The sequence below is a fragment of the Nesterenkonia sedimenti genome, assembly GCF_012641515.1.
Classification (GTDB): domain Bacteria; phylum Actinomycetota; class Actinomycetes; order Actinomycetales; family Micrococcaceae; genus Nesterenkonia; species Nesterenkonia sedimenti.
Genome location: NZ_JABAHY010000001.1, coordinates 226534 through 249611, shown reverse-complemented (window position 1 = coordinate 249611; position 23078 = coordinate 226534). Strand labels below are relative to the sequence as shown.

22 protein-coding genes and 1 pseudogene are annotated in these 23078 nt (G+C 58.6%); 19 read left to right on the top strand and 4 right to left on the bottom strand.

Translation table 11 applies throughout. The features are described 5' to 3' along the window. Nucleotides 1-6 precede the first annotated feature (6 nt). A complete protein-coding gene (gene exaC / locus HGQ17_RS01255; RefSeq protein WP_168886144.1) occupies nt 7-1530 on the bottom strand; it encodes an acetaldehyde dehydrogenase ExaC in 1524 nt (507 codons plus the stop codon). 157 nt (nt 1531-1687) lie between these two features. On the opposite strand from exaC, the gene HGQ17_RS01250 reads away from it, so the two are divergent. From HGQ17_RS01250 to HGQ17_RS01240, 3 genes are all read left to right on the top strand, one after another. Then, on the top strand, nt 1688-2878 hold the full coding sequence (locus HGQ17_RS01250) for a sigma-54-dependent transcriptional regulator family protein (protein ID WP_168886143.1): 1191 nt from the start codon (nt 1688-1690) through the stop codon (nt 2876-2878). 65 nt (nt 2879-2943) lie between these two features. Then, nucleotides 2944-3969: an alcohol dehydrogenase AdhP gene (gene adhP, locus HGQ17_RS01245; protein ID WP_168886142.1), complete on the top strand. Its 1026-nt coding sequence runs from the start codon at nt 2944-2946 to the stop codon at nt 3967-3969. Between the two features lie 70 nt (nt 3970-4039). Next, nucleotides 4040-4345, top strand: coding sequence for a transposase (locus HGQ17_RS01240; protein WP_168886141.1), 306 nt, complete (start codon nt 4040-4042; stop codon nt 4343-4345). A gap of 17 nt (nt 4346-4362) precedes the next feature. On the opposite strand, the gene HGQ17_RS01235 is transcribed toward HGQ17_RS01240, so the two are convergent. Next, nucleotides 4363-5406, bottom strand: coding sequence for an IS110 family RNA-guided transposase (locus tag HGQ17_RS01235; RefSeq protein ID WP_168886140.1), 1044 nt, complete (start codon nt 5404-5406; stop codon nt 4363-4365). A gap of 264 nt (nt 5407-5670) precedes the next feature. Here HGQ17_RS01235 and HGQ17_RS01230 point away from each other — a divergent pair. The 3 genes and pseudogenes from HGQ17_RS01230 to HGQ17_RS14960 form a co-directional block, all read left to right on the top strand. Further along, nucleotides 5671-5901: pseudogene (locus HGQ17_RS01230) on the top strand (IS3 family transposase); the annotation flags it as partial. Nucleotides 5902-5909: 8 nt separating this feature from the next. Further along, entirely contained in the window at nt 5910-6644 is a 735-nt protein-coding gene (locus HGQ17_RS01225; RefSeq protein ID WP_168886139.1) for a helix-turn-helix domain-containing protein, read from the top strand. A 259-nt stretch (nt 6645-6903) separates the two neighbouring features. Continuing rightward, nucleotides 6904-7455: a type IV pilin protein gene (locus HGQ17_RS14960; protein WP_211090358.1), complete on the top strand. Its 552-nt coding sequence runs from the start codon at nt 6904-6906 to the stop codon at nt 7453-7455. Nucleotide 7456: 1 nt separating this feature from the next. Here the strand turns inward: HGQ17_RS14960 and HGQ17_RS01215 are convergent, their stop codons facing one another. Beyond that, on the bottom strand, nt 7457-7702 hold the full coding sequence (locus HGQ17_RS01215; protein ID WP_168886138.1) for a transposase: 246 nt from the start codon (nt 7700-7702) through the stop codon (nt 7457-7459). 46 nt (nt 7703-7748) lie between these two features. On the opposite strand from HGQ17_RS01215, the gene HGQ17_RS01210 reads away from it, so the two are divergent. The 7 genes from HGQ17_RS01210 (at nt 7749) to HGQ17_RS01180 (ending at nt 18633) form a co-directional block, all read left to right on the top strand. After that, nucleotides 7749-8459 carry a hypothetical protein gene (locus tag HGQ17_RS01210; protein ID WP_168886137.1) on the top strand — a complete coding sequence of 237 codons (711 nt, stop codon included), beginning with the start codon at nt 7749-7751 and terminating at the stop codon, nt 8457-8459. 315 nt (nt 8460-8774) lie between these two features. Then, entirely contained in the window at nt 8775-11459 is a 2685-nt protein-coding gene (locus tag HGQ17_RS01205) for a class I SAM-dependent DNA methyltransferase (protein ID WP_168886136.1), read from the top strand. Continuing rightward, nucleotides 11456-13420, top strand: coding sequence for a DEAD/DEAH box helicase (locus HGQ17_RS01200; protein ID WP_168886135.1), 1965 nt, complete (start codon nt 11456-11458; stop codon nt 13418-13420). Before HGQ17_RS01205 ends, HGQ17_RS01200 begins: the two co-directional genes overlap by 4 nt. 2 nt (nt 13421-13422) lie before the next feature. Beyond that, nucleotides 13423-14589 (top strand): GIY-YIG nuclease family protein, encoded by a 1167-nt coding sequence (locus HGQ17_RS01195; RefSeq protein ID WP_168886134.1) that lies wholly within the window; start codon nt 13423-13425, stop codon nt 14587-14589. 2 nt (nt 14590-14591) lie between these two features. Further along, nucleotides 14592-16448, top strand: a complete 1857-nt coding sequence (locus HGQ17_RS01190; RefSeq protein ID WP_168886133.1) for an ATP-dependent nuclease — start codon at nt 14592-14594, stop codon at nt 16446-16448. Between the two features lie 5 nt (nt 16449-16453). After that, complete coding sequence (locus HGQ17_RS01185; RefSeq protein ID WP_168886132.1) at nt 16454-18160, top strand: UvrD-helicase domain-containing protein; 1707 nt, start codon at nt 16454-16456, stop codon at nt 18158-18160. Nucleotides 18161-18417: 257 nt separating this feature from the next. Continuing rightward, the gene (locus tag HGQ17_RS01180; RefSeq protein WP_168886131.1) at nt 18418-18633 is read left to right on the top strand and encodes a hypothetical protein; all 216 of its coding nucleotides are present in this window, start codon (nt 18418-18420) and stop codon (nt 18631-18633) included. 9 nt (nt 18634-18642) lie between these two features. Here the strand turns inward: HGQ17_RS01180 and HGQ17_RS01175 are convergent, their stop codons facing one another. Continuing rightward, nucleotides 18643-20406: a hypothetical protein gene (locus HGQ17_RS01175; RefSeq protein WP_168886130.1), complete on the bottom strand. Its 1764-nt coding sequence runs from the start codon at nt 20404-20406 to the stop codon at nt 18643-18645. A 244-nt stretch (nt 20407-20650) separates the two neighbouring features. On the opposite strand from HGQ17_RS01175, the gene HGQ17_RS01170 reads away from it, so the two are divergent. From HGQ17_RS01170 to HGQ17_RS01145, 6 genes are all read left to right on the top strand, one after another. After that, a complete protein-coding gene (locus HGQ17_RS01170; protein ID WP_168886129.1) occupies nt 20651-21160 on the top strand; it encodes a hypothetical protein in 510 nt (169 codons plus the stop codon). Between the two features lie 266 nt (nt 21161-21426). Next, nucleotides 21427-21645: a hypothetical protein gene (locus tag HGQ17_RS01165; RefSeq protein WP_168886128.1), complete on the top strand. Its 219-nt coding sequence runs from the start codon at nt 21427-21429 to the stop codon at nt 21643-21645. Nucleotides 21646-21681: 36 nt separating this feature from the next. Beyond that, complete coding sequence (locus tag HGQ17_RS01160; RefSeq protein ID WP_168886127.1) at nt 21682-21978, top strand: hypothetical protein; 297 nt, start codon at nt 21682-21684, stop codon at nt 21976-21978. 5 nt (nt 21979-21983) lie between these two features. After that, nucleotides 21984-22274 (top strand): hypothetical protein, encoded by a 291-nt coding sequence (locus tag HGQ17_RS01155; RefSeq protein ID WP_168886126.1) that lies wholly within the window; start codon nt 21984-21986, stop codon nt 22272-22274. Between the two features lie 7 nt (nt 22275-22281). Then, on the top strand, nt 22282-22614 hold the full coding sequence (locus tag HGQ17_RS01150) for a hypothetical protein (RefSeq protein WP_168886125.1): 333 nt from the start codon (nt 22282-22284) through the stop codon (nt 22612-22614). Between the two features lie 266 nt (nt 22615-22880). Beyond that, a complete protein-coding gene (locus HGQ17_RS01145; protein WP_168886124.1) occupies nt 22881-23075 on the top strand; it encodes a hypothetical protein in 195 nt (64 codons plus the stop codon). Nucleotides 23076-23078: the final 3 nt, after the last annotated feature.

The following is a 23078-nucleotide window of genomic DNA, read 5'->3' as shown; positions in this document are numbered from 1 at the left end:
ACTAACTCAGAAGAATCCCAGCTTGTCTTCGCTGTAGCTGACCAGCAGGTTCTTGGTCTGCTGGTAGTGGGCCAGCATCATCAGGTGATTCTCCCGCCCAATGCCGGACTGCTTGTACCCACCGAATGCAGCGTGTGCCGGGTACTGGTGGTAGCAGTTGGTCCAGACTCGGCCGGCCTGAATATCGCGCCCCGCCTGATAGGCGGTGTTGCCGCTGCGCGCCCAGACTCCGGCCCCCAGTCCGTAGAGAGTGTCATTGGCGATGGAGATGGCATCCTGGTAATCGGTGAACTCGGTCACCGAGACCACCGGTCCGAAGATCTCCTCTTGGAAGACACGCATCTTGTTATTGCCGCGGAAGATGGTCGGCTCCACGTAGTAGCCCTCGGCGAGATCACCCTCCAGCTGCAACCGCGAACCGCCAGTGAGCACCTCTGCGCCCTCTTTCTGGCCGATGTCCAGGTAGCTGAGGATCTTCTCCAGCTGGTCATTGGAGGCCTGGGCGCCCACCTGGGTCTCGGTGTCCAGCGGGTTGCCCTGCTTCACCGCCTTGGTGCGGGCCACTGCCTTGTCCAGGAACTCATCAATGATGGTGGACTGGATCAGCGCCCGGGAGGGGCAGGTGCAGACCTCTCCCTGGTTCAGGGCGAACATGGTGAAGCCCTCCAGAGCCTTGTCGTAGAAGGCGTCATCTGCGGCGGCCACATCCTCGAAGAAGATGTTCGGGGACTTCCCGCCCAGCTCCAGAGTGACCGGGATCAGGTTCTGGCTGGCGTACTGCATGATCAGCCGGCCGGTGGTGGTCTCTCCGGTAAAGGCGATCTTCTTGATCCGCGGGTTGGAGGCCAGCGGCGCTCCGGCCTCGGTGCCGAACCCGTTGACCACGTTGACCACGCCGGCAGGCAGGATGTCCTGGATCAGCTCCATGAGCACCAGGATGGAGCTGGGCGTCTGCTCGGCAGGTTTGAGCACCACAGCGTTGCCCGCGGCCAGGGCCGGCGCCAACTTCCAGACTGCCATCAGGATGGGGAAGTTCCAGGGGATGATCTGACCGACCACGCCCAGCGGCTCGTGGTAGTGATAGGCCACAGTGCTGGAGTCAATCTCACTGATCCCGCCCTCCTGGGCACGGATCACCCCGGCGAAGTAGCGGAAGTGGTCTACAGCCAGCGGCAGGTCCGCGGCCAGAGTCTCGCGCACCGGCTTGCCGTTCTCCCAGGTTTCTGCCACGGCCAGAGCTTCGAGGTTCTCCTCGATCCGATCAGCGATTCTGTTCAGCAGTACGCCACGTTCAGCCACTGAGGTCTTCCCCCAGGCCGGGGCTGCCTTGTGGGCGGCGTCCAGGGCCAGCTCAATGTCCTCGGCAGTGGAGCGCGCCACCTCAGTAAAGGTCTTTCCGGTCACCGGCGAGGGGTTCTCAAAGTATTGGCCCTTGACCGGGGCCACCCATTCGCCGCCGATGAAGTTCTCGTACCGAGACTTAAAGCTGACGGTGCTTCCCTCAGTGCCGGGCTGTGCATATACGGTCATGGTGACTCCTTTGTCGTCAGGTCAAGGATAGTGATGAAGATCACTACAATTCAAGAACCTACGCCATGCACCGTTGCACCAACGTTGCATGACCCAGCATGCCGGCGGCACAGTAGACTGTGATACATAGCACGTTTCTCTTCCACGAAGGAGGGAGATGAAGGCAGTCCCTGACGACCCTCAGACCTGGAGCGCACTCAGGCCGGCGCTGCGCGAGTCCTGGCACCGTTCAGCGCAGTTTTTGCGGGATCCTGGTTCCGCGTTGGCTCCGGTGGAAATGGATGACAGCGATCTCGGCGCCTACCGCAGGGAACATCCCCTCCGCCAGGTGCTTCCCATCTTTGAGAAGCTTCTGGTGCAACCTGCTGCCGACGCCGGGCTGGTCGTGGCAATCGGAGATGCGGAGGGCAGGCTGCTCTGGGTGGATGGGGACCGGCGGGCCCTGCGCCTAGCTGAGGGCTCAGCGTTTCAGCCAGGGGCCACGTGGTCCGAGGAGGCTATCGGCACGTCAGCGCCTGGCGTGGCGCTGATCACCGGGCAGGGTGTCCAGGTTCATCAGGAGGAGCATTTCGCTTCCTCGGCACACCAGTTCTCCTGCTCTGCGGCACCGATCTGCAATCCCCACACCGGCGGCCTGCTGGGCGTGGTGGACCTCACGGGGGGCGAGATGGCAGTGGCCACCCATTCGCTGCCGCTTATTCAAGCAGCCATCTCGGCAGCGGAGGCAGAGCTCAAGGTTCTGCCGGCGGACACCGGCCTTGCCCAGCTGACCACGCTGGGAACCCGCCGGCCACAGATCGGTATTGCCGCAGCCCGGGAGTCGCTGAGCCTGCGCCATGCAGAGATTCTCACCCTGCTCGCCTGGGACGGCTCCACCTCCGGCAGGGGGCATAGTGCTGGGGAACTGGCGGAGCTCATCTTCGGCGAGCCCGGCCATGAAGTCACGCTCCGTGCTGAGATTGTTCGACTCCGCAGAATCCTCAGGTCTACCCCAGCCGCTGCTGGCATGGACCTGGAATCACGACCCTACCGGCTCTCCTCCCCTCTGGATCTGGATGCGCTGACAGTGGTCACGGCACTGACCGCCGGCGATCGCAGCACCGCACTGGACATCTACGGAGGGGCGCTGCTGCCGAATTCTGAGGCTCCCGGCATTATGGAGCTGCGCCAACACATCTCGGCGGCGCTGCGTGAAGCATTGCTCTCAGACGGTACGCCTGAGGAGTTGTTGAGGTACCTCCAACTGTCTGAGGCTGCCCGCGATGAGCAGGTGGTCTACACCGCACTGCGGCTGCTGCCCCCGGATTCCCCGCAGCGTGCAGCACTGGTGGCACGTATGCAACCTTGACGCAACCTCAGTGTGGCTAACGTCACAAGTGCACCTGAAAACCACTTGTGACAAAAGGAGCCGACATGTCAGTTATGACTGCAGCAGTAGTGGAAGATTTCGGCAAGGAGCTTGCCGTCACAGACCAGCCCGTGCCGGAACCCGGCCCCGGTCAGGTCTTGGTGAAACTGATCGCCTCGGGAGTCTGCCATACCGATCTGCACGCTGCCGAAGGAGACTGGCCGGTAAAGCCCACACTGCCCCTCATTCCCGGACACGAGGGAGTAGGCATTGTGGAAAAGCTCGGCGAGGGGGTGACGAACATACAGGTTGGCCAGACCGTAGGCAATGCCTGGTTGTGGAGGGCCTGCGGTCACTGCCAGTACTGCCGGACCGGGTGGGAGACCCTGTGCGAAGATCAGCTCAACGGCGGCTACTCCTCAGACGGATCCTTCGGCGAATACATGCTGGTCGAGGCCAGCCATGCTGCGGCCATCCCGGAAGGTGCCGACCCCCATGAAATCGCCCCAGTGCTCTGTGCTGGCGTGACCGTGTACAAGGGGTTGAAGATGACTGACGTCCGCCCCGGCCAGTGGGTCGTGATCTCAGGCATCGGTGGTCTGGGGCATATTGCTGTTCAGTACGCGGTGGCCATGGGCATGCGCGTTGTTGCAGTAGACATTGCCGATGACAAGCTCGCCTTGGCCAAGAAGCACGGGGCTGAGCTCACCCTCAACGCCATGGGAACCGATCCTGCCCATGAGATCCAGGAGCAGATCGGCGGTGCTCATGGAGTATTGGTCACCGCTGTACACCCGAGCGCCTTTGGGCAAGCGATCAGTATGACCCGTCGCGGCGGGACCATCGTGTTCAACGGACTGCCCCCAGGGGACTTCCCGGCCCCGATCTTCGACATTGTGCTCAAAGGCCTGACCATCCGCGGATCCATCGTCGGAACCCGGCAGGACATGGTCGAAGCCCTGGACTTCTACGCACGGGGGCTGATCCACCCCACGTATTCCAAGCGGCCACTGGACGATATCAACGCGATTCTGGACGAAATGCGACACGGCAAGATCGACGGTCGCGTGGTCATCGACTACACCAGATGAGGACTCACACGGGTCTGCTGAAGGTTCGGTTGACTTCAAGACTGCTTAGAAAGCAGGAAGGATGGAAGTCATGCCGAAAGTCGTCTACACCGAGGAGTTCCGTCGCACCGCCGTGGAGCTGGTTGCTGGCGAGATGAGCCAGAAGCAGGTCTGCGCGGATATGGGCTGCTCGAAATCTGCGCTGCAGTCCTGGGTCCGGGCCGCGAAGCTCGAAGAGCACGGGATCGAGCCGGCTAAGGACGCTGAGGAGTCTCGGGAACAGGCGAAGATGCTGCGCCGGATCCGTGAGCTGGAGCAGGAGAACAAGGTCCTGCGCGAAGCTGCGGCGTATCTCTCCCAGGCGAATTTGAAGCTGGGTGGGGCCTCCCCAAAATGACGCTTCTATGCCTTCTGTCAAGCCATGCGAGTCTTCAGCTCTCGGTAGAGGGCTCGGCAGATGTAGCGTTTTAGGCATCTACGGATCTCTCGTTTGCTCAGCCCTTCAGCTTGTCTTCTGGCCACGTAGTCCTGAGTCGTGGGGTCACAGCTGATGCGGGTGCGGGTGATCACTTCGATAGCCCTGTTGAGTTGGCGATCGCCAGATCGTGAGAGGCGGTGCCTAGTGGTGTTCCCAGAGGACTCGGGCAGTGGTGATATGCCACCGAGTGCCGCGAAGGCAGCTTCTGAGCTGATCCGCCCGTGGTGGGAGTAGACGGTGACGAGGATCGCTCCGGTGACTGGGCCGACTCCTTGAATCTCTTGGAGTCCAGGGGCCAAATGCTCGGTGAACTTGGCGAGCTTTTGGTGGTTTTCCTCCAGTAGCCGAGTCTGCTCGATCACGGTCGCTGCCAGCCGTTTCGCTTCACTTCGTAGAGGCTCAATGGCAGGGTCGGTGACAACTCGCCATCTAGCAATAGCAGCAATTTGGGTGTCTTTTAGTGGGCGGCGGGCATCGACGCCCAGCTCGAAGCTGCGCAGCAGAGCGGTAAGAGAGTTGCGGTTGGCTGTGCGCTGTTGATCGATTAATGATCGAGAAGAGAGAAGTACGCGCAGAGTGGCTCGTTCACCGGAAGCGCGGGGTTGGGCAAGAGATTCCACATTGCTACGCAGTACTCGTCGTGCGGCGGACTCGGCATCGATTGTGTCAGATTTTCCGGTGTGTGCGTGTTCTCGCTTAGGGCCAGGGCGGACTTCGGTGACTTCGATATCGGCTGCTCTGAGAGACATGGTGATGCTGGCGCCGTAGGATGCGGTACCTTCGACTGCAGCCAGAATGTTGCCGTTCTTGCTGCGCCGTTGGGTCCAAGTGATCGCCCGCGCGTTGCCGGGCTTTGAGGTCGGAAACTGGGCGCTGTCAATGATCGCGCCGGTACGGGAGTCGATCAGGCAATAGGTATGGGTTCGGGCATGGGTGTCGATGCCCACGATGTAGTCGAAAACTTCAGGGACTGGAATCATGATCATCCTCTAAGGACATAGAGCGGATAAGGTCTGCCCGGCTCGTGTGGTCGCTCAGAGTCCACATCTGTAATGAGTCACGGCCACCGTTTCATTGGCGGTCGGACAGGCTTCTAATTAAGGCATCTGTGCGCAGAAGCCGAGCCGGTCCCAGCGCGGACACGTCATTTTAAAGACACCTCTTGAATCGGAGGGTCGGAAATACCCGGGGTCACGCACTAGGACTGAACTCAGCATCTCAGCCAGCCACAGGTCGGCCACTACCCATTACAGATGTTCCCGCTGGTCCGTGACCTTGCCGCCGCCGGGGTGCCGGTGGCGGTGACCTGCCGGGTTCTGGGTTTCACGAAACAAGCGTTCTACAAATGGGCAGCAGCCCCGATATCTCAGCGGGATTGGGAGGAGGCCCACCTGCTCAACGCCGCAATCGATGTTCATGCTGATGACCCGGAGTTCGGGCACCGGTTCATCGCTGATGAGCTCGCCGCCGCCGGGAGAGCGATATGAGTGACACCGAAGAGATCCTCACGCTCGCACTGGACCTCGCCGAGGACATGGGCCGCACCTATCGCACAGCCCCTGATTCACTGAAGCGGCAGTTGAACCTGGTGTTCTTCGACCGAGTCTGGCTCCACATCGACGACCTCGACCCTGCCACCCGCCAGATGATTACTGAAATCGAGGACCAACCCCGAAACGCGGACAGCAACGAGACGTCCGGAGAAAACAAGAAACCCGCCTCATCGGGCGGGTTATCTTGCTGGTTATCTACTTCTGGTCCTGTTTCTAGTAAGAAACCTTTGGTGGCCTTAGGCGGCCCGTGGACAGCGAAACTCCAGGAGGCTCACGACCTCTGGGGACGGTTCCAGGCAGGGAAGGCTAAGAAGCCTAAACGGAAGACCCCTGCGGCGGAGTATCAGCCTTGGCCGCGTCTGTCCGAGGAACAGAAGGGGCTGATCTGCCAGGAGTACCTGGCAGGCGCTCCAGTGAAGCAGATCGCAGCGCAGGTGGGTTGTGCTCGGCAGACTGTCTCGCAGATAGTGGCGCAACGAGGGCTGAAGCGGTCACGATCGCTGAAGGGCGACTCTCTGCAAGCACAGATGATCGAGCTTCATGAACAGGGCTTGACGTTGGCAGCTATTGCGGCACAGCTGAACTGTTCAGCCGATCTGGTACGCCGGCGACTCATAAAGCTTGGACTCCGAGAGCCGTTGCAGTCTAGAGGGGCGAACTCTTAACGCGTTGTGACCTGAGCGGCCAAGCAGGATACTTCGGCCAATCTTCACAAAGTTGCAAATAACAAGATAGATTGACTCTGACAATAACATTTTACTGTTGTCTTTCTATTGTGCCTGAGTTATAAACGTAAGTAGCATGAAGATAACTGAATATCTGTCAGGCACTTCTAGCCGCCTCCGCCAAGCTCAGCGCGGGGATGAGCGCCGCGAAGCGGCGCGAGCCACACACATCTTTGCGCGCCCGCGCAGGAGTGGCGCTATGAGGAAACTCCAGAGAGATGGTTTTACCATTGTGGAGTTGATGATTGTGATCGTGGTCATTGCCATCTTGGCAGCGATTAGCATCGTGGCGTACACGGGCGTGCGAGAACGGGCCGTGATAAGCAGTGCCCAGACGGATCTGCGCCAGCTAGCAACTATTTTCGAGATGTACCGGCTTGACCGAGGACAGTTCCCGCACAATAACGAGGCTATTGGTAACGCATTAGACAACTATGCAGATGTCGGAGTGCTGGGTCGACAGTCACTGGCTATAGATGGCAAGCGGCATCTGTATTGCACCAAAGACGATGGCAGTGACATTTGGATAAACGCCGAGACATCATCTGTACAGATGGAACAGAGTGAGTTTGGTGCTCATCAATTTTGGCAAGGGACTACGGGGCGAATAAGCACAGCTGAACCTACTGGGAGCGCAAGTGACTTTCCTTCGGGTGCAGAGTGGGTGTGCACGTCTATAACCGGTGGCGAGCATGACGTAACGCGCTGGTCATCGGCTGGGGTCTTTCAGCGACAACTTGGCAGACAATAATCTACCGGAGCCATGGCAGCTGATTCCGCAGTTCTTCTTCCTCCGCCAGCAGTCGGGCTTGCTCATCCTGGAGCCGCTGATGATCGGCCTCGAGTTCCTCTGGATTCTCGGCGTAGAACTCGCTGAGCCAATTGTTCAGCGTCGCTGGGGCGATGCCAAACCTCTGAGCTATATGGGATCGCGGCTCGTGGCTCTGCCGCGCAGCGGCGATGACCTCGCGCCGGAAGTCGTCGGAGTAACGCGCCATGGGGTTATTGTCTCTCTTGTGCGACCCCGATGCATATGCTGACTATGTGGAAGGTGTCGATACAGCGGAGGCCCTGGAGTGGCTCTATCGCGTTCTGGCTGCCTTAGCTGCGCTTCTGGGGGCTCTCCTCACTCTCAACCAGCTAACGCGATCAGCAATCCTCCGGAGGCGTGAGGAGTGGCTTCGTTCTGCGCTCTCGGCCGAGGGGAACCCCAACCGTCAACAACTTCTCCGCGAGCTGCTCGACCGAACAACCGCCTACCTGGTGGCGGGGATCCTATTCCCGAGGCGCTATTACTTCATCGCGATAGCTTGGCTTGTGGCTGCACCTGCCCAGGCCGTCATGTGGACACATAACGATAGAGAGGGCTGGTCCCTGCTCTGGAGTGCCTTACTTGCCATGCTGTGTATCAGTATGCCCATCAGGCAGGTGATTCGTGTGCTTTCGGAACGAGAGCGGTTTTTGCATGACTATTTGCAGGCCGCAGGAGAAATCAGGAAGCCAAGAACTGACATCCTGGCAGCCATGGAGGGCGGCACAAGGAAGGAATTTCTGCTGGCATACTTGGCGGGAGCATCCGTAGCAGTCGCTGCTGTTGGACTCTCGCTATTTCTCAGTGGGAGTTCGTCCCTTGGTTTCTGGATGGTTGTTATCGGGATTGGCGGTGCGATCGTCTTAGTTGCCATGATTCGGGGCTACGTGAGATCTCGGGCAACTATCTCTGGACCATATCCGCCCGATCACGAAGGCCTGTAAAGACCAGAGGGGCCAGACGATGTCCTCCAGGAAATGGCCTTTTACTGACTCCTGCGATATGCGATAATAAGAACAGTTCGCAAGTAGCGGTTCTGAGCTCCTCTGCTCCCGCTCTGCGAGGATCCAACTCCAGGCCAGTTCGGTGTGCGGAACATCTGCATGTCCGACCTCCCCGGTAGGCTGGATTGTGAATCACTTAACATACCTGCGGGTGAGGGAGAACCACAACCATATGAGCACGTCATCACTGGAGTCGTCGCTGCACATCTGCCTGTTGCCATCGTTTACTGTGCCCGCTGTTGCGGAGGTGACCCGATGAGGCTGAACCTGAAGTCAGTCGAGGAGCGCGTCCGTCCTCTCGGTGGCCGTGAGAGCTACGACCGGGAGTTTATCTTCGACCTGATGGCCGCCTATGGGCGGTCCAAGGGCAACATCACCCGGCTGCGCAACGGTTCGTTGAACGTCGCGGATGACCCAGAGACTGAGGTTGCGCAGAAGAACGTCGTCTACTTCAAGCCGACCAGTGGTGATCTCTACGCCACGATTGACGAGCTGCGCACCTCGCCGACGGTTGTCCGGTTCGCGACCCGGTTCGTGATCGTCACCGATTATGTGGATCTGCTGGCGGTTGATACCAAGACCAACGAGACGCTGGCGATCCCGATCGCTGAGATCGACGAGCACTTCACGTTCTTCCTGCCATGGGCAGGCATGGAGAAGGCCCAGTACGTTGCCGAGGCTCACGCAGACGTCAAAGCTGCCGAGCGCATGGCGAAGCTCTTCGACGAGTTGCTGGCGATCAACCCGGATCTCAACGCTACCGAGACCAGCCGTCACGCCCTGAACGTCTTCTTCACCCGGCTGTTGTTCTGCTATTTCGCAGAAGACACGGGGGTCTTCAAAGACGGCCAGTTCACCAGCGCAGTCGAGGCCTACACGCAGCTTGACGGCTCCGATGTTGACCAGTTCCTGAACGACCTCTTCCTCGCCCTCGATACCGAGGACAAGGCGCAGAAGCCGAGCTACCTGGCTGACTTCGGCTACGTCAACGGACGGCTCTTCGCTGCAGACCAGCGCCACACGGTGCCGAAGTTCAACAAGAAGTCCCGCGACGCCCTGATCGAGCTCGGGAAACTCCGGTGGGAAGAGATCAACCCTGACATCTTTGGTTCGATGTTCCAGGCAGTGGTGGCCCCGGGCCAGCGCTCTGACCTCGGGCAGCATTACACCTCTGTGCCGAACATCCTAAAGACCATTGACCCGCTGTTCATGGACGAACTTAAAGAGCAGTTCAATAAGCACTTCAACAGCATCCCGAAACTCAAGGAGCTGCGCCGTCGGATCAGCGAGATCAAGATCTTCGACCCAGCCTGCGGCTCCGGGAACTTCCTAGTCATCGCGTACAAGGAACTGCGCAAGCTCGAACACGCCATCCTTGAGCGCATCGGTGAGCTCAGCGGTAGTGGCACACAGCAAGAGCTGCTGGGTTCATGGATCAATATCGAGAACTTCTACGGCATCGAGATTGACCCGTTCGCCACCGAGGTCGCGATCCTGTCGATGTGGATCGCCAAGCACCAGATGAACGTCGAGTTCCGCGAGAAGTTCGGAATCGAACTTTCCCTGATCCCGCTGAAAGAAGCCGGTCAGGTCCATCAGGGCAATGCCACGCGAGTGGACTGGAACTCTATCTGCGCCAACAACGGCACCGACGAGATCTACCTGATCAGTAATCCACCCTATCTCGGCAGCAAACGCCAGACAGCTGAGCAGAAAGCTGACTTCCCGCATGTGTTCGGAAGCCGCACCTACTCAAAGAACCTGGACTACATTGCCCTGTGGTTCGTGAAGGGTGCTGATTACATTTCCGGGACAAAGGCGCAGCTGTCATTCGTGACGACCAACTCCGTATCGCAAGGCGAGCATGTCGGGCTTATGTTTCCGATGATCTTCGAGATGGGACTGGAGGTCGGCTATGCCTACACATCGTTCAAGTGGGAGAACAATGCCAAGGGTGGTGCTGGAGTAACTGTGGCAGTTATAAATCTTCGGAACATCGTCCCATCTCCGAAGTATCTCTATACGGATGACATGCGTATTGAAGTCAAGAATATCAACGGCTACTTGGCAGACGGCAACGATATATCAGTCTCAAAGCGAACCCGCCCGTTAGCTGGTCTCCCAAAGATGGAGTTTGGAAACATGCCGCTTGATGGTGGGAATTTAATCATGAGTCCCGATGAACGAGAAGCTCTAATATCCGAACACCCGTCAGCTACTGCATATACGCGTCGATTAACTGGAAGCACGGAGTTAATCAAAGGAGTGGAGAGGTGGTGCCTGTGGATAGGTGACTCTGAGGTAGAGGGCGCTCTAGAATTCGCCTCTATCAAGGAACGTGTCGCACAGGTTGAAGAATTTCGCCTCAGCAGCAAAGACGCTGGCACTCGCAAGAAAGCAGGACGCCCCTATAGCTTCCGTGAACAGAAGGAACCTCGCAATATTGCCATTCTTGTGCCTAATCATTCATCTGAAAGGCGGGAGTACATTCCGATCGATGTCGTTGGAAGAGGAGTAGTTGCGACCAATGCTTTGAATGTTGTATACGATCCAGAGCTCTGGCTCTTTGGGCTTCTAACGTCAAAAATACATATGGCGTGGATGCGAGCGGTTGGCGGAAAGCTGAAGAAAGACTACCGGTACTCCAATTCAATCGTCTACAACAACTTCCCAGTCCCTCCCCTTAGCGACCCGACCAAGGAACGGCTGACAGAAGCGGCATACCGCGTGCTGGATGTTCGGGAGTATCACTCAGAGAAGACCCTGGCTGAGCTCTACGACCCGGAGAAGATGCCGGGGGATCTGCGTGAGGCGCATCAGGAGCTGGATGATCTGGTGGATCGGATCTATAAGAAGAGTGGCTTCGAGCTGGATGAGGATCGGCTGTCGTACCTCTTCCGTCTGTATGAGGAGATGACAGCGAAGGAGGAGGCCAAGTGAGTGCAGCGAAGAAGCCAGTGAATGTCGTCAACGTTGAGTACGCGCAGACCGGTAACAGCGTCAATACTGATGCGTTGGGGATGCGGGAGATGCAGCAGCGGGTCTATGCCCAGCGGGCTGCGCAGTATCTGTTGGTGAAGGCTCCGCCTGCTTCTGGTAAGTCCCGCGCTCTGATGTTCGTGGGGCTGGACAAGCTGTATAACCAGGGGCGGCAGAAGGTCATCGTGGCGGTGCCGGAACGCTCTATCGGTGGCTCGTTTGCTAACACGCAGCTGACGCGTCACGGGTTCTTCGCTGATTGGGAGATCAAGGACGAACACAACCTATGCACCCCGGGTTCATCTGCGGGCAAGGTGGATCAGTTCATCGACTTTCTCAACGGCCCCGATGCAACGCTGGTCTGTACGCACGCGACGCTGCGGTTCGCCTACGAGAAGCTGCCCGCTGGCGCGTTCAACGGCACAGTGCTGGCCATTGACGAGTTCCACCACGTCTCCTCGGATACTGGCAGCAATCGGCTGGGTGAGTTGCTCAAGGGCGTGATGGCCAACTCGGATGCTCACATCGTGGCGATGACTGGTTCATACTTCCGTGGAGACTCGGTGCCGGTGCTCTCTCCTGCGGATGAGGCGAAGTTCACGCCGGTGACGTTCAACTACTACGACCAGCTCAACGGGTACGAGCACCTAAAGTCTCTCGGGATTGGACATCACTTCTACCAGGGGCGCTACACCAGCGCGATCCACGAGATCCTGGACCTGGATAAGAAGACCATCCTGCATATCCCGAACGTCAACAGTGGTGAGTCCACCAAGGACAAGATCGAAGAGGTCGGGTTCATTCTGGATGCCATCGGTGAGGTGGTCAGCCAGGAAGAAGACACCGGCATCTTGCAGGTCCGCCGCAAAGATAACGGCGAGATGCTGCGCGTGGCAGACCTGGTCGATGACATGGACCAGCTGGCCCGCGCCGAAACACTGCACTACTTGAGCACCGTGGCCTCTAAGGACCGGGATGCGGTGGATGTCATTATCGCCCTGGGGATGGCGAAAGAGGGCTTTGACTGGCCCTTCGCCGAGCACGCACTGACTGTGGGCTACCGCGCGTCACTGACAGAAGTGATTCAGATTATCGGGCGGGTGACACGCGATAGTCCGGGTAAGCAGCATGCACAGTTCACCAATCTAATTGCGCAGCCGGATGCGACCTCGGATGAGGTCAAGATCTCGGTGAACAACATGCTCAAAGCCATCACCGCCTCCCTGTTGATGGAGCAGGTGCTGGCACCGAACTTCACGTTCAAGGCTAAGACCGGCAATGACGATGCGCCGAAGCCTGGTGAGTTGCAGATCAAGGGGTTCAAGGAGCCGTCCTCGGATCGGGTCAAGCAGATCGTCGCTACGGACCTCAACGACCTGAAGGCCACGGTGCTGCAGGATGAGACCTTCGTGAAGCAGGCCGCAGCTAACGCTGACCCGGAGACCACCAACAAGGTGCTGATTCCGAAGATCATCCGCGACCGCTACCCAGACCTCGATGAGTCCCAGGTCGAGGAGCTCCGCCAGCAAGTGGTGGTGGACTCGGTGGTAAAGAACGGTGAGGTCAAGAATGTTGGCGATAAGCGGTTTATCAAGATGCAGGACAAGTTCGTCAACATCGAAGAGCTCAACATCAACCTCATCGACTCGGTCAACCCGTTCCAGCGTGCCTTCGAGGTGATGTCGAAGTCGGTGACCCCCGGGGTGTTGCGGATTATTCAGGACACCATTTCCTCGAATCGGATTCAGATGACCGAGGAAGAAGCCGTGGCACTGTGGCCGAAGATCCAGCAGTTCCACAAGGTCAACAGGCGCCGTCCGGATTTGCGCAGCGAGGACCAGACAGAGCGTCGCCTGGCTGAGGCATTGTTGTTCCTGCAGAAGCTGAAGCGGGAACGCGAAGCCCAAGGAGGTGCACAGTAGCTATGAGCGAGAAACTCGATCTCGACAGCATCCTTGCCTCCGACGACGCCGGACTGCTGGACGCTCCGAAGAAACCAGCCAAGGTCACCTCCAGCGACCGGCTTGAACGCTCGTTCCTGGAGATCGTGGAGTTCTACCGCGAGCACCAGCGCATCCCGAGCTCAACCACCCGCGAGATCGCCGAACGTAAGCTCGGAGCCAGGCTGGACGGCATCCTGGCCAATGACGAGAAGATCCAGGCGCTCAAACACCTAGACGAGTTCGGGCTGCTCGAGGTGCCAGAAGCACCAGAATCTCTCGATGAGCTACTGGACTCCGATGGTGCCGACCTACTGGAAGATACTTCCGGGATCCTCGACACCAGCAGCCTGCCAACCCCGCCACGGGCGCAACGGACTGACCCTGAAGAGGTAGCCCAGCGGATCAAGAGCGAGGACTTCAAGGAGTTCGAGCCACTGTTCGCGCAGAAACACGAAGAACTGCGCAACGGACAGGCCAAGCTCGTGCCATTCGGTGGAGAATCCAGCATCGAACCAGGGGCGTTCTTCGTGCTCTCGGGCCTGATGCTCTTCGTCGCCGAGGTAGGTGAGAAACAGCCGGTACCAGGTAAGCGAGTTCGGTATAAGCAGCGCACCCGCACCATCTTCGAGAACGGCACAGAATCCAGCCTCTACCGCCGCTCACTAGCGGGACGCCTTTATGAGCAAGAAGGCTTCGCGGTGGTCGACGCCAATCACGGGGAGATCCTGCCTGATGACCAGGCCACAGGTTTCATCTACGTACTGCGCTCCCTCAGCGATGACCCGCAGATCAGCGGCATCGAGAACCTCTACAAGATCGGGTTTTCCCGCGGCCCTGTGGAAAAGCGCATCGCTGGTGCCGAGAAGGAACCCACCTACCTGATGGCCCCGGTAGAGATCGTGGCCAGCTACCGCACCTACAACCTGAAAACCTCCGCACTGGAGCACCTACTGCACCGGGTGTTCGCGGATGTGAAACTCAACGTCAGTCAGGTCGGCAAAGACGGCCGTCGCTACGAACCCTCTGAGTGGTACGCAGTCCCTCTGCCCGTGATCGACCGTGCCATCGAGCTGATTACCTCTGGCGGCATCGTCGACTTCGAATATGACGCGGCTCGCGGGGAGTTAGTGCAGAGGAAAGTCGACTAAGCATGAGAATTCGCCGACTCGAGATAGAGAACTTTCGGGGAATCACTTCAGGTGAGGTGGTTTTCCAAGAGCACACCTTGCTGGTAGGTGGAAACAATATCGGTAAATCGACTGTCTGCGAAGCCCTAGAGCTCGTACTTGGACCGGAGCGTCTCTATCGCCGACCAGTCATCGACGAGCACGACTTTTCTCATGGGAGGTATCTGGATAGTGACGGGCAGCCTCAAGAGATCTGCATTCGTGCTGTGCTCACAGACCTTTCAGATGAGCAGCGGCGCCGCTTCATGCAGCATTTACGCCGCTGGGATGACAAATCCCTTGAGTTTATTGACACAGAGCCGGATAGTCTCCAGTCCGCAGACAATGACCATGTAATTTGGGCGCTCCCTGTCGTCTTCATAGGTCGATACGACAAGGAGGAAGACGACTTCGTTGGGGACACATTCTTTGATCATCCACTACCTGAACTCGATGAGCTGGATGACGAGGACCGCGCATCCCTGGGATCCGGTCGCGCTCGATTCAGTAGTAAGCACAAGAGAGTCTGCGGATTCATCTTCCTGCGAGCGTTGCGTACCGGGTCTCGTGCGCTTAGCCTGCAACGCGGTTCGCTGCTCGACACCATCCTTCGGCTCGGTGGCGAGGGCGCAGCAGAAATGTGGCGGAATGCACTTGGGGCGCTGCAAGACCTAGATCCGGCGATCGGAGAGATCGAACAGCTGAAGGTTATCCGAGACAACATTCGCGCACGCCTAGGCCAGTTCGTCAACCTGGCTCCGGGTGAAGACTCTGCGGCGTTCTTCGCCTCAGATCTGACGCGCGAGCATCTGCGCGAGGTCGTACGTCTCTTTGTTGCGACGCAACCAAGTAGCCATTCGGTGCCGTTCGCCAAGCAGGGCACCGGGTCAGTCAACATGCTGGTTTTCGCGTTGCTAACGATCATCGCGGATCTGAAAGGAGACCAATCGGTCATCTTCGTGATGGAAGAGCCTGAGATCGCACTTCCTCCCCACACTCAGCGACGCGTGACCAAGTATGTGGTGCAGCAAATGGGACAGTCGATCGTCACGTCCCACTCACCTTATGTCATCGAGCAGTTTGCTCCGGATAACGTTGTGATCCTCTCGCGGGACGGTGAGACTTTGTCGGGCGCACCGATTGACACCACAAGCGTTAAGCCAAAGACCTACCGAACCCAGCGCCGCCAGTTTTCTGAGGCGATCCTTAGTCGCGCTGTTTTCGTCCTCGAGGGCCAGACGGAAATGGTTGCCGTTCACGCGGTCTCATCAGCACTCGAACAGTTCAGGAATGACTACTCACACATCGACCTCGCTGGCGTCTCTCTCTTCAACGCGGGCAACGACCGTGCAGTGCCAGGCTTCGCTCCGATGTTCAAAGCTCTCGGCAAGCGCGTCTATGGCATGCGCGACAAGCTAAATGCCCCCGATGCAGCAGATGCGATTGAGAACATCAAGTTGTTCGACGGTTTCTGGGAGTCACCGGAGACGGGTATAGAGGAGATTCTCGTCAAGGAGGTTCCGACTTATGTACTGAGGAACTTCCTCGACGAGGTCGTTCAGCGAGACGATTATCCGACGAGTCACCCCTACGTGGCGGAGAAAGTCACAGACCATGATCTGCCCGCGCTGGCAATAAAGGTGTTGAAAGCCCGCAAGGGGGATGCTTTCGGTTTCGGGTACACCGACATATTTGTCGGACAGTGTCAGACTGAGGCTGATCTGCCCGACTTCATCCGTGATGCGCTTCTCGCCATCAACGAACAGCTCCAGGACGAGCCTGAACTGATACTGGACGACGCTGTTACGCCGGGGGCCAGCACTGCAGAGCCCGGGGAGTAAGTGCTGTGGAGGTGCAACTCTCCAAAATCGCCCAGGGTGCCCTGAATTATGACTGCCCCGTTTTGGTGCTCGGCGGGCCAGGGTCTGGTAAGACCACCCTGTCTCTCCTGAAAGCCCAGGCGATGCTACCCGACCTTAAGCCAGGCCAGGAGGTCCTTTTCCTCAGCTTCTCTCGTGCGGCCGTTCGGCAGGTAGAGATCCGTTGCCGCGACATCCTTCGTTCTGACGAGCGTCAGCAGATCGCTGTGCGCACCTACCATGCGTTTGCGATGGAGATTCTCCGGACTCATGGCAAGCTGCTCACTGGGCGCTCTCCACGCATTATCTATCCCGGCCAGGAGAATCTCGCTAAAGCAGCTTTCGAAGGGGACTGGGAGTCCGAGACAGAACGCCTTGCCCATGAGGAGGGGCGCTACGTATTCAGCCAGTTCGCTGCAGCCGCTGCCCAACTTGTCGCAGGCAGCACGTCAATAGGGTCTCTGCTCGCCAATAAATACCCCGTGGTAATCCTCGATGAGTTCCAGGATACCGACGACTCGCAATGGAACCTCGTCAAGGCGCTGTCTACACGGTCGAAGACTGTCTTTATGGCCGATCCAGACCAGCGCATATTTGACTATGACTCGCGAGTGGATCCGGAGCGCCTCAATCACCTGCGTGCTCATCTCCACCCAGCGGAGTTTGACCTCAGCGGTGAAAATCACCGGAGCCCGGGAGGGGGAATCCTGCGCTACGCCGATGCGGTTCTAGCGAATCGTCCCCTCCCGGACACGCAGGATGTAACTACACGCTCGTACTGGCCTAATGGGTTCGACAGTACCGTTCACGCCGGCGTCGTCTGGATGTTTAGTTCGCTTCGTAAGAAGGGCATCACCCACCCCTCGGTCGTCGTGCTTGCAAGAACAAACTCGCTGGTCGGCAAGCTGTCATCGATCCTCAGTAATGAGCACAGCTTCAATGGTCGGACTCTGAACCCGGTGGACCATGATGTCCTCTGGGATGCAGACCTGACGGCTGCTGCTGCACTGGCCGTTGCCTCGATTTTGGAGTGGCCAAGCCATTCGCCAGAGGTCGCGCTCGGCCAAACTCTTGATTGCATCGCTGACTATTTCGAGGCGAAGAACGCCACTAACGCGAGCAAGAGTGCAAGGCAAACCACCGAACGCTACAGAATAGCGGCAGAGCGAGCACGGAAGGGTGAGTCGCAGCGACTAACCAGTGCCAGAGCTCTTGGTGCCGCCTGCGAACGCAGCTTTATACCTCAAGGTGACCCATCGAGCGACTGGCGTAGTGCACGAGATTTGCTCGGTACGGGAAATGATTTGGCAGACCTGGTGACGAACGCGAAGTTCGTCCGACTCTTTCGAGCGACGGACGAGATCGGGAGTCGACTCGCTGAAGCGTGGGACCTTGATGGGAGCTACGGCAATGCCATCACCCCCGTACGCCGGGCGCTCGAAGCAGGAAGACTTCAGTCTGATCAACGCAACCCACAGGGCTGTGTACTAATGACCATTCATAAGGCGAAGGGGAAAGAATTTGACGGCGTGCTGCTCGTTGAAGGGCAGTACCAGGGAAGTTTCTTCCGCGAGACGGACACATCGGCACAGCGCACCTCAGCGCGTCGTTTGTTGCGCGTAGGAATCACCCGTGCTCGGCATCAGGTAGTGATTCTGCGTCCTCAACAAGGGGCGATTCCGCTGGTTGACTAGAGAACCCTCTAATCAAGAAAGCTGGAACCTTCGCTAGAGACGCCCATCCTTGAGCTATTTCGCGTTACTGATGCACTGGTGCAGGAGTCGGGTTAGCCGGTCGCCAATCCTGAAGACACATACTTCAGAGGAGATGAGGCCACGGCGGTACCCGGAGTTTATAACATTCAGGCACTGTTCCATCGGGGTTTCCACAAGTGTCACCTGCGGCTGCTGGCCTGGAACCACTGGCCCTTCACGAACGGGGAGAACCCTGATTGTCTGAGCCGTCTCCGAAACCGAAGAAGCGCGGACGTCCGCCCAATAACGACCCGATCTATATCACCAGCCTGCACCCCAGGAATCCGGACCCGGACCTGCTGGCTAAGGCTCTGCTGGCGCACTACCGGAACATCACGGCCACCCCAGAGATGCGGGAACGCCATAAAGACCTGCTGGAGCGCCACAAGCGCGAGGACGGGGCAGACGAGTAAGTTCTGCTGCTACGCTTCGCCTATTTCTTCTGCGATAGCTTCGAAGTAGCCGGTGGGCATCGTGGCCCCATGTTCGGCGTGGATGAGCACATCTAGCGAGGCATGCTTGGTCCCGTTCTGGGTGGCAATCGACGCGAACTTCTCCATGTTGACCCAGTGAGTTCCTTGCCGATAAAAGAAGCTGTCGTCAGCGTTGTCGGCGACTTTCAGATAGAAGAGCATGGTCAGCACCTCGCTGGGGTGCGTCTGGTCGAGCTTGATGCGCCGGTCCACCTTCAGTGAATCATCCGAATTGATGGTTGTATCGGGGTCGGAGGATCTCGTGATCCGCACTTTGCTGGGGTAGGCGCGCAAGGGCAGGGGCAGCTCGTTCAGGATCAATTCCACGCCGTTCTGCTTAACGCTGCCGGTGTTGGTGTAGGTAACCTCTACTTCCATGATCTGCCCGGGGCGGATCTTGATGAACTCACGGAACTCATCATCTGTGCCGGGTTCTGATATCCGTGCCCTGGCTTTAACCTCAAAGTTTGGGTAGTCAGCCTGTATGTCAAAGGTCAAGGCGTATGTCGGGCGCGTGCCGTCTCGTGTCGATTCCGCTGCCGGTATCTGAATCCCTTCACGGAAGACGGCGCGGATGTTCTCGACGGGGATCTCACGCTTGGTCGTGAGGTTGTATAGCTTCAGGCTCTTCTGGCAGAGCCTCGCCCAAGCTCTCCCCTCGGGTTTGGTCATCGTGATCACGACCGAATCCCAAACTCTTGGATGCTCGGTATTGCTGGCGCTGAGCGTCGCTCTTAGCTGTTTCGAGCCTGCAATTACTTTCGGTGCGTCGATCCGGAGTACGACGTCCTTGGCGCCCTCTTCCGCGTCTACAGCGGTGTCATCGCAGATGTAGACCACGCACCGGCAGGAATCACCGGGGCGGAGAATAACCTCGCTGCTGGCTGGGCGTATTACCTCACCATTCTCCAGTCGCTTCACTCGGAAGAAGCTGCTCGTATTACTTTGCCGAGGGTGGTCTCGGATACTGTTCAGCACCGGCTCTTCTGGTGGCAGATGGTAACTATAGAGATCGCGCTGTGGACCATGTTTCGGCGCCACCGCAGGGACGAACCCGTCGCCCCATGTCGTGTAGAAGTCCCAGGTGTAGCGCTTCCACAGGACCACCATGCGCGCTCGGCTTTCTAGCGTCAGGCGTAGATATCTCGTCACCTGAGCTGCAACCAGACGCCCCCTGGGATCACGCGCGGGCCGGAGCGCATGCTTACCTACGTCGTACCCTGCGTGATGAGCACCGAAGTTCCGGCGAAAGACCACAGAATTAGCCAGGAGCTCCGTGTAGGCGCGACCATCATCGACGCTGGGCGGGGCAATGTCCGGCGCGCTGATCATTGCCTCATAGGTAGAGCGCGCCAGCTCTTCGAGGGATGACTCCTCGGTCTCTTCGGGCGCGAGTGCCAGGTGCTGGGCCGCAAGAAGAGCTTGACGGTAGTCGTCATCGGCCTCTTCCTCGACGGCATGGATGATCACCTGCTGGAGGAAATAGATAGCGAAGTGGTTTCGTACTGCGACCCCGCCAACGAGTTGCTCGCACCGGGTGGCCACCAGGTCGGCGAATTCTTGCAAAATGGCAAACGACGCATCCGCCTTAGAGGGGTCGCGATCGACATGTTCTTTGCCGGGGCAGGGTGGGAATTGCTGCGCGTTCAGCAACAGATGCTCAACATGCCCACGAAGCTGCTCTCGCTCGTCGCCGCTCAGCTCCCGTGCCATGTCGCCCCTCTCGTCGCTGATCCTGATCCTATGCCAGCCCGTCTGTCGAGAGGGTAGGGCAAGCGCATAAACATTGACGAAATAGCATAAATATGCTATTATTTGCACAATAACTGAACCTCATTCGGTTACGTTCTTTTGGTGCTGATCGACGCGGACATCACGGTGTTTGCCTCGGTCAGCATCAGTCAGTTGTTGGCCCCGCTCGCGTGCGGAACACGCTTGAGCCCAAGGAGGCCACCACATGTACAGCACTTGCAACGACGAAGATCGTCACGTTCCCGAGGATGCGCAGCCAGCACCGATGCCTGAGGGGATACTCCCTGATCCTGAAGTGGATCTCGAGGAGGACCGGCCAGAGGCCGAAACCTACGAAGAGATGATCGAGACTCTTTACTCAGAGGATGAGGCGTATGACCCCTACAATCCGGAACACCAGGCTGGAGGTCCATTACCGCCTGGCTTCCGCGCCCCTGGCACAGTGTGGACACTTGACCTTGGGCTTGAGACGCTCACGATCTGCCAGCAGACGTTCCGGTTTGCAGAACCAGAGCGGCGTCCCTCCGATAGGGATCGCATCCGCTCTCGGATTCTTCTGCTAAAAGAACGAGGCCTCGAAGGTCGTGCTCTTCTCCAAGGCGCACTACAGGTTTGCGCTGATGCCATTGACGACGTGCACCTGTCGGAGAAGGACCGCCACGAAGCAGCCAAGAGCGCCGAAGAGCTTCTTAGTGAACTCCGGCGCCTCGGATAGCTGACCACCCGCCCATCAACAGAGAAAAGCTCACCGCTATGCGGTTCGACGCCCTCTGCTTGGTGGGCTTTTCTCTTGCCTTAAACCTGCCGAATCCGACCTCCTTCGACCTCTAAGCCCACGACACGCGTCTTCCGAGACACGCCGAGTGCCTGCTTCTGACCTGGATGTACTCCGATGTCCCCGCCGCAATCTTGTGGGACATCTACGGACCAAGGCCCACTGGCGGGGTAATTGCAGTCGACAGGCGAAGGAGGTGAATCCCCATGAACCACTCCAAGCTCAAGCAGTCCCATATGCTCACCAGCCGTATTGGGCAGTACCAGCTCGATATCCACGCTGCTGCGCAGAACGCGCTGCGCTACACCCGCGAGGACCTGGACCGGCATCAGGGCGTGCATCTGAATGTCAGCCCGGTGCGGACCATGCTCGATGACATTCGCGCGGTTCTCGATCTGATCGAGAAGACCATCACCAACCACTGACCACCCAGCCCCCTCACCCTCGAAGGACCACGAACCATGGAACGCAGACCACAGACCAAAGCCCCTGAGTGGGCCATCCAAGGGATGCACGATACGGCCACGCTGCTGGAGTGCATCTCCGACTTCGAAGAGGCCTACCAGCGCCTGGTGGCCAGGCTGACCGATTACGACGCAGATCTGGCAGCCAAGACCGCCAAGGACACCAAGACCGCCCGCGACCGCCTAGAGCAGCAGTACAGGAACATCATCGCTCCGCTCTACCGCGACTGCGCCCGGGTGGTCCGTCACTACACCCGCCATCACCAGCACACCAACAACACCACAGGGAAGTGATCACCATGAGTGAGCTTGAGAAGTGGAGCAGCAGCGGACGAGCGCTCTCCCGGAACCAGGAATCGCGTAAGTACGACCAGGCCGTTGACAGGGTCAAGCAGGAAGCCCGGTTGGCGAAGCTGGAGCAGGATGCCACTGCCGCCTTAGCGGTCAATGGCATGGATCTTATGGCTGATATCGATCAGACCAGGCAGCACCACACCCAGCAGCACCCGGACCTGGCTCCGGTGCTGGTGCAGATCGAGCTGGCCGCTGCGGAGAAGTTCCGCCGCAGCGTGATCAGCTTCGGGGAGTGACCCGGTGATGACTGCCGCTGACCTGTTCATCATCGCCGTGCTGGTCACGGTGCTGGTGATCGGTGCCGTCTCCGGGCTGAGGATGCTGGCGGACCGCCTTCGTCAGCACTTCAGCCCGGAGGCCCCGGCCTCCACCACGGAGCCTGCGATGGTGGTGGAGGATTCACTGGATTGGATCCAGCACCGTCGCCCACGCCCGGAGATCCCGGCTATGACTTCCGAGCAGCGTCTGGTGGCCGAGTATTTGGCCGCGAAGGCCAAGCAGGAGGCCATCCACCGTGAGACTCGGATGGCGATGCACGAGGCTGCCGGGCAGGGCTGGCGCAACATCGCCGAATGAGCCACTTACCCCCCGGGAGCATCTCGGAGCACGAAAACCGCAGAATCGTTGTACATCCCGCAACACGTGCCAACCGGTGCCATAACCGGATTTCTGGCCTCTGTTGGCACCTGTCGCATCGCTCGGTGCGTCGGGCGTCCTTTGAGCGAAGAGACACTTTACAGCCGCGAATTTTTTGTTTATAACCAAGCCTGCCGCACCCCGCAGGGCATGTTCACCACACCAGACCCTGCCGGTTGCGGCTCCGAAACCCGTGAGGAGTCACCATGTCCTCATCCAGCCCCGCAGGTCTGACTGACCGGCTGCTCGGCATCGTGCTGAAGCTTCTGGTGGTGGCCATCGCCCTGGTGCTCATCGTTGAGCTCCTCTCCAGTATCTGGTGGGCGCTGCTAATCGGCCTGATCCTCACCGCCGCTGTCATCACCGGGATCTGGTGGTGGAAGCTGCGCCGGACCTGGTGACCC

Excerpts from the sequence above, each read along its gene's own strand:
- exaC (WP_168886144.1), bottom strand. The coding sequence starts at position 1,530 with ATGACCGTATATGCACAGCCCGGCACTGAGGGAAGCACCGTCAGCTTT.
- HGQ17_RS01250 (WP_168886143.1), top strand. The coding sequence starts at position 1,688 with ATGAAGGCAGTCCCTGACGACCCTCAGACCTGGAGCGCACTCAGGCCG.
- adhP (WP_168886142.1), top strand. The coding sequence starts at position 2,944 with ATGTCAGTTATGACTGCAGCAGTAGTGGAAGATTTCGGCAAGGAGCTT.
- HGQ17_RS01240 (WP_168886141.1), top strand. The coding sequence starts at position 4,040 with ATGCCGAAAGTCGTCTACACCGAGGAGTTCCGTCGCACCGCCGTGGAG.
- HGQ17_RS01235 (WP_168886140.1), bottom strand. The coding sequence starts at position 5,406 with ATGATTCCAGTCCCTGAAGTTTTCGACTACATCGTGGGCATCGACACC.
- HGQ17_RS01225 (WP_168886139.1), top strand. The coding sequence starts at position 5,910 with ATGAGTGACACCGAAGAGATCCTCACGCTCGCACTGGACCTCGCCGAG.
- HGQ17_RS14960 (WP_211090358.1), top strand. The coding sequence starts at position 6,904 with ATGAGGAAACTCCAGAGAGATGGTTTTACCATTGTGGAGTTGATGATT.
- HGQ17_RS01215 (WP_168886138.1), bottom strand. The coding sequence starts at position 7,702 with ATGGCGCGTTACTCCGACGACTTCCGGCGCGAGGTCATCGCCGCTGCG.
- HGQ17_RS01205 (WP_168886136.1), top strand. The coding sequence starts at position 8,775 with ATGAGGCTGAACCTGAAGTCAGTCGAGGAGCGCGTCCGTCCTCTCGGT.
- HGQ17_RS01195 (WP_168886134.1), top strand. The coding sequence starts at position 13,423 with ATGAGCGAGAAACTCGATCTCGACAGCATCCTTGCCTCCGACGACGCC.
- HGQ17_RS01190 (WP_168886133.1), top strand. The coding sequence starts at position 14,592 with ATGAGAATTCGCCGACTCGAGATAGAGAACTTTCGGGGAATCACTTCA.
- HGQ17_RS01175 (WP_168886130.1), bottom strand. The coding sequence starts at position 20,406 with ATGGCACGGGAGCTGAGCGGCGACGAGCGAGAGCAGCTTCGTGGGCAT.
- HGQ17_RS01170 (WP_168886129.1), top strand. The coding sequence starts at position 20,651 with ATGTACAGCACTTGCAACGACGAAGATCGTCACGTTCCCGAGGATGCG.
- HGQ17_RS01165 (WP_168886128.1), top strand. The coding sequence starts at position 21,427 with ATGAACCACTCCAAGCTCAAGCAGTCCCATATGCTCACCAGCCGTATT.
- HGQ17_RS01160 (WP_168886127.1), top strand. The coding sequence starts at position 21,682 with ATGGAACGCAGACCACAGACCAAAGCCCCTGAGTGGGCCATCCAAGGG.
- HGQ17_RS01155 (WP_168886126.1), top strand. The coding sequence starts at position 21,984 with ATGAGTGAGCTTGAGAAGTGGAGCAGCAGCGGACGAGCGCTCTCCCGG.
- HGQ17_RS01150 (WP_168886125.1), top strand. The coding sequence starts at position 22,282 with ATGACTGCCGCTGACCTGTTCATCATCGCCGTGCTGGTCACGGTGCTG.
- HGQ17_RS01145 (WP_168886124.1), top strand. The coding sequence starts at position 22,881 with ATGTCCTCATCCAGCCCCGCAGGTCTGACTGACCGGCTGCTCGGCATC.